7 protein-coding genes and 1 pseudogene are annotated in these 5,333 nt (G+C 40.2%); 2 read left to right on the top strand and 6 right to left on the bottom strand.

Annotated features, from left to right (window positions below; genetic code table 11):
* Positions 1 to 375 (top strand): PEP-CTERM sorting domain-containing protein (locus IM500_RS07480; RefSeq protein WP_287738055.1); only part of this gene is annotated, 375 nt, incomplete at its 5' end.
* A 46-nt stretch (positions 376 to 421) separates the two neighbouring features.
* Here IM500_RS07480 and IM500_RS07475 read toward each other — a convergent pair.
* Both IM500_RS07475 and IM500_RS07470 read right to left on the bottom strand, forming a co-directional pair.
* Positions 422 to 841, bottom strand: coding sequence for a type II toxin-antitoxin system VapC family toxin (locus IM500_RS07475; protein ID WP_272080677.1), 420 nt, complete (start codon positions 839 to 841; stop codon positions 422 to 424).
* Positions 835 to 1,245, bottom strand: coding sequence for a UPF0175 family protein (locus IM500_RS07470; RefSeq protein ID WP_287738054.1), 411 nt, complete (start codon positions 1,243 to 1,245; stop codon positions 835 to 837). Before IM500_RS07470 ends, IM500_RS07475 begins: the two co-directional genes overlap by 7 nt.
* Before the next feature lie 28 nt (positions 1,246 to 1,273).
* Between IM500_RS07470 and IM500_RS07465 the strand changes: the two genes are divergently transcribed.
* The gene (locus IM500_RS07465; protein ID WP_287738053.1) at positions 1,274 to 1,669 is read left to right on the top strand and encodes a cadherin repeat domain-containing protein; all 396 of its coding nucleotides are present in this window, start codon (positions 1,274 to 1,276) and stop codon (positions 1,667 to 1,669) included.
* Between the two features lie 120 nt (positions 1,670 to 1,789).
* On the opposite strand, the gene hypF is transcribed toward IM500_RS07465, so the two are convergent.
* The 4 genes and pseudogenes from hypF to IM500_RS07445 all read right to left on the bottom strand — a co-directional run.
* Complete coding sequence (gene hypF, locus IM500_RS07460; RefSeq protein ID WP_287738052.1) at positions 1,790 to 4,054, bottom strand: carbamoyltransferase HypF; 2,265 nt, start codon at positions 4,052 to 4,054, stop codon at positions 1,790 to 1,792.
* Positions 4,055 to 4,103: 49 nt separating this feature from the next.
* Complete coding sequence (locus IM500_RS07455; protein WP_190720714.1) at positions 4,104 to 4,778, bottom strand: ATP-dependent Zn protease; 675 nt, start codon at positions 4,776 to 4,778, stop codon at positions 4,104 to 4,106.
* Positions 4,779 to 4,830: 52 nt separating this feature from the next.
* Positions 4,831 to 5,154 carry a hypothetical protein gene (locus IM500_RS07450; RefSeq protein ID WP_199328766.1) on the bottom strand — a complete coding sequence of 108 codons (324 nt, stop codon included), beginning with the start codon at positions 5,152 to 5,154 and terminating at the stop codon, positions 4,831 to 4,833.
* A 26-nt stretch (positions 5,155 to 5,180) separates the two neighbouring features.
* Positions 5,181 to 5,333, bottom strand: a pseudogene (locus IM500_RS07445) (IS701 family transposase); the annotation flags it as partial.

Genomic DNA, 5,333 nt, shown 5'->3' with positions numbered 1-5,333 from the left:
GGAGATGGGTTCGGTGGAATTCCATTTGATGACAGGTTATTTATTGATGGTATTGAAGTATCAGGAGCGTTTGATGATGTTTCTACGCCAGATGGCAATGCTTTTACTCAGCTTCCTGTTAACGTTACAATTTTTAATCTTAATTCTCTTTTCTTTTCTAGTTTAGCAGATGGCAATGTAAATATTGCATTAAATAGCTTCGGAGGTACAAGATCAGATGCGATTGCTATTGATTATGCCGAACTTGAAATACAGACAATTTCAGAACCTTTGACATCTGTTCCCGAACCTTCTACAATCTTAGGAATAGTAACACTAGGTTTAGGTGCATTGCTGTCTAAAAAGCGCAATCAAGACGACAATAACGATGATTAATTGATGTTTAAAGGGGACGTAAGCGATAGGGTTTATGTTCCCTGAATCAATAATGCCAATTTTCTATTTTAAGCCCCTGAAATTCTCTATAATCTGAGACATTATTAGTGACTAAAATAAGTTGATTAACGTAGGCAACTGCCGCAATTTGACCATCAGCAAAAGGCGGTGTTTTGCCCAATTTAACAAGACGGGATCTTTCTTGTGCGTGCCACGTGGCGGCGTTACGATCATAAGATAATAAAGGTAATATTAATTCAGTCTCTTTGAGATATTCCTCAATATTTCTTCGTTTTTTTGAATCAGGAAGACGATAACACCCAAATAGAAGCTCATGCCAAACAACTGTCGCTGTAGCGATTTCTTGCTGATGTTCAAGTAGTTTTTCCATTACCTTTGTATTTGGTTGAGGTCGCAAAGGCTCTGATAAGATATTACTATCCAGTAAAAAACGTAAATTTACCAAATTACCTCACGTCCTGATGATAAATCACGCACTTCTTTTAAAAGTTCTTCTGACTCAATACCCTCTTGTGCTAGATTATGTTCTTGACGAAATTTTTGAATAAATTCTCCAAACCCTAACTGAGTCTCACTGATATTTTTATAATTATCGAGTTGTTCAATATTTTTTACGTCTTTAGCTAAATCTTCCTCTGTATAATCTGGATCAACTTGATGAAGTTTTAAAAACTCATTGGTTTCCCCTCGAGAAGATAAATTTAATAGAGTTTGAATTTCTGCTGAAGTCATTACCCCATCTCGATAAGCTTGTATGGCTAAAGCTTCTAAAGTTTTTTGAGATAAATTATCCCATTTTTTTTGTAGTTGTTGTCCCACAGCTTCAGGAATGTAAATAGTAATTTCCATAGTTTTTATACTAACTAACTTAGAAGACTTGACTTTTAGTATAACTCAAAATAACGCCTCCCTCCCTGCCGATACCCGTGACTTAGACGGCGATGGCAACATCACCGAAGCCATACCCTTCGATATTGCCCGAAATTCTCGCGTTAACGGTACAAACGTCGATATGGGTGCTTATGAATTCGTCCAAAATAGCGCACCTGTCCTCAACGATACTACCCTCACCGTACCCGAAAATAGCCCCTTAAACACCGTCGTCGGCACAATTAACGCCACTGATGCCGATAATAACCCTTTAACCTACAGCATCACCGCAGGGAATCCTAACCTCGATGGCGACGGTATTTTCGCCTTTACCATCAATAATAGCGGTCAAATTCCCGTAGCTGACCCCGATGACAAGGCTGTAGTCATCTCCCTACCCTAAGTAGGGAGGCACAATTATTTGTAGGATGGGTTAGCGGTAGCGTAACCCATGCGGGCGTTGGGTTTCATACTTCAACCCAACCTACGTTCATCTTATATTTAATTCCACCCACCTACTTATCTAAAACCGTTTAAGTTTAGAACAGGCCCCGATAATTTGACCAAGGCTAATACCACCATCATTAGTGGGAACAGTTTGCTGCCAGTAGGGTTGAAATCCCGAAGCTTGTAAGCGATTAATTGTTCTTTCCGTCAGATAACGATTTTGAAAACAGCCTCCCGTCAGGAGAATTTTTTCTCTGCCTATTTTCTGAGCAATTTCTACAATAATCTCACTTAAACTATTATGAAATTTAGCGGCAATTATGCCGATTTGTACTTGTTTTTCTAAATCCTCAACAACTCCTAAAATTAGCTGATTCCAATCAATAACTATGGGTGAGTCAGCTGATAAAGAAAAATGATAATATTCCTCCGTTTTAATGCCCTCAAGGGCAAATTCTAACTGCATTGCTGCCTGTCCCTCAAAACTTAATTGATAACATAAACCTAGAATCGCCGCCACACCATCAAACAAACGCCCGACACTAGAAGTTAAAGGACAATTAATTTTTTTGGTTAACATTTGCCTAAAAATAGACCATTCCTGTTCACTAAAAGCTGATTTTATCTTATCAGTATTTTCCATCACTTCTAGTAATCCTAAAGCCACTCGTCTGGGTTCTTTAACCGCTTTTTCTCCTCCAGGTAATAGCCAGGGTTTAAAATGGGCGACTCGCTGCCAAGAATCGGCAGTGATATGGATAAACTCTCCCCCCCAAATTGTGCCGTCTAAACCGTATCCTGTTCCATCCCAAGCAACCCCTAAAACTGGAGGTTGTAGCTGATGTTCTGCCATGCAGGATAAAACGTGAGCGTAATGGTGTTGAATGGGAATAACGGGTAAATTTAAACTATAAGCGTACTTGGTTGCTAGATATTCAGGATGGGCATCACAGGCGATAATTTCCGGTACAAACTCGTATAATTTTTTTAAACTATCGAGAATATTTTCAAAGTGATTGACAGCATTAACTGTATCTAAATCGCCGATATGTTGACTAATAAAAACTTGATTTTTTTGGTAGATAGCCACGGTATTTTTAAAATAACTTCCCACGGCTAGAATCGGAGGAAAATCTCCCTCATTAACTTTAACGGGAAAGGGAGCATATCCCCGCGCTCGCCGCAAAATCATCGCTTTTCCCGCCATTTCCCTGATAATAGAGTCATCCACTGGTCGAACAATAGGACGATTATGAACTAGAAATAAATCGGCGATAGTTCCCAATTTTTCTAAAGCTTCTTTTTCCTCAATACAGATAGGTTCATCGGCTAGATTACCACTGGTTGCTACAATAGGAAAGCCTAATTCTGCTAATAAAAGATGATGTAGGGGAGTATAGGGTAACATGACTCCTAGATAGGGATTACCCGGAGAAACGGCAGCAGAAAGATAATTTTTTCTTTGTTTAATCAGGACAATTGCCGCTGCAGGAGACTGCAATAATTGCGATTCTAAAGAAGATACATAACCGTGGTTTTTCACTAAGTCAAGATTAGGATACATCACGGCAAAAGGTTTATCCAGTCGCTGTTTACGTTGTCGCAATTTTTGCACTGCTTCCGTATTTCTTGCATCGACGACTAGGTGAAATCCTCCTAATCCTTTGATCGCCATAATTTTTCCCTGTTCAATTGCTCTAGCAGTAGCGATTAAAGCTTGATCTTTTTCCGCTAATACACATCCTTGACTATCTAAAAGACTAATTTGGGGTCCGCAACGAGGACAGGCATTCGGTTGGGCATGAAAACGGCGATCTAGAGGGTTTTCGTATTCCCTTTGACATTCGGGACACTGATTAAAACCCCTCATAGTTGTGGCACTGCGATCATAGGGCAAACTCTCGATAATACTGTAGCGAGGACCGCAGTTAGTGCAGTTAGTAAAAGGATAGCGATAACGACGATTATTCGGGTCAAAAATATCGGCTAAACAATCGGGACAAGTGGCTAAATCGGGCAGAACAATTGTATTTTTTTCACCGCCGCTGCTAGGACGTATGCTAAAGTTTTGATAACCGACGGGATTTAACCATTGAGTCTCAATATTTTCAATTAGCGATCGAGGTGGTTTTTCTAAAGATAATCGAGTCAAAAAAGTTTCTAGTTTGTCTCGATTGCCCTCGACTTCAATAAAAACTCCCGCTGCTGTGTTATTCACCCAACCGGCTACGTTTAATTCCGTTGCTAATCGATAAACAAAAGGACGAAAACCGACCCCTTGTACTGCCCCGCGCACAATTAAAGCTAATCGCTGATCGGATTGAATGCTCTGATTATTCATAAAAATTTAACGGGGAAATCATCAAATTCATCCCTGATTACTTTTCCCGTTATACTAAACTTTCACTAATCACCCGACAGCATTCTTCCACACTGGCCCTTTTTTCCATAGCTATCACTAAAGCTTGATAGGCAGTCTGTTGTTTTTCTAAAAGAGTTTTTGCCTGTAATAAACTCCAGCGCTCTTTTTGGGCATAATTATTCTCGGAAACCCCCGCTAATTTTAAGGCCGATTGCAGATAAAATCGATCGCTTTCTCCCCCTGCCGCTTTACCATAAACTAAGGTTTCGGCAGCAATTCCCGCCATCCACACCGTGTAAATTCTCTCTAAAAAAGCAGGAAAATCGGTAAAATTCTTGACTTTTTGCTCTAAATCTGCTAGGTCAAACTGAACACCGCCGACTCCCTCCTGGCCTTGACGAAAGGCTTCCCAAGCGGTCAAACTATAACTGGCGATCGGAATGCCCAAAATATAAGCGGTGAGAAAATGTCCGGCTTCGTGGTAAATAACTCTTTGACGGTGTTTACTAGGAGAAAGAGCATCCAGTAGTAAAGTCACGCCCCGGTTATTAAAGGTGAGAGTATCAACGGTAACTAATCCCAAGAGGCTAAAAGTAGCTAAAGCAGGGACAAAAGGCGAAATAGACAGCAAAGGGGTGACAAATACGGAAAGAGTGATCGAAAAAACGGTAATCGCGATCAGATTTAAAGCTGTCTGTTCCATAAAAATTGATAAAAATATACAAATGCTTAATACTATGTTACATTCCTTAGTTTTATTTTCCCCGAATCAACCAACCAATTACCCCACCCACAAAAGCAGTCACAATCGATATACCGATCTGTTTCCAGTTTTTTACCTCCCCAATTTTTTCAGCTAAATCGGGAATTTTTCCCACGGATGCCTCGATGAGTTTCACTCTTTCATTTAAACCGGTGATTTTTGCGTCTAAAGTCCTGATTTCTCCCTTAATTTCCGTCTGTCCTATCTCTAAAACCTGAATTTCTCTTTTGATCTCTCCGACGCTATTCTCGATCGCTTTTTGTCCATTCTCCAAAGAGGTTAAACGAGTTTCGATCGCTTTTTGTCCATTCTCCAGAGAGGTTAATGGGACTTAAACAAATTTCAAGCCCAAATAAAGCCTAAACTGACTTTGTAAGCGGCAAACACATCCCGATTCTCGGTCAGCCACTCAAAGAAACGGAAAGACATCGCTGTCCGAAAAGCTTCTAAAGCTTCCACAAAAGTGTTTAAAGGTCGATTCGCCCACCGCCTTTG

This window comes from Microcystis sp. M179S2 (assembly GCF_020245805.1).
Taxonomy (GTDB): Bacteria; Cyanobacteriota; Cyanobacteriia; order Cyanobacteriales; family Microcystaceae; genus Microcystis; species Microcystis aeruginosa.
The sequence above is the reverse complement of the archived record's forward strand: the minus strand, read 5'-3'. Positions and strand labels throughout refer to the sequence as shown.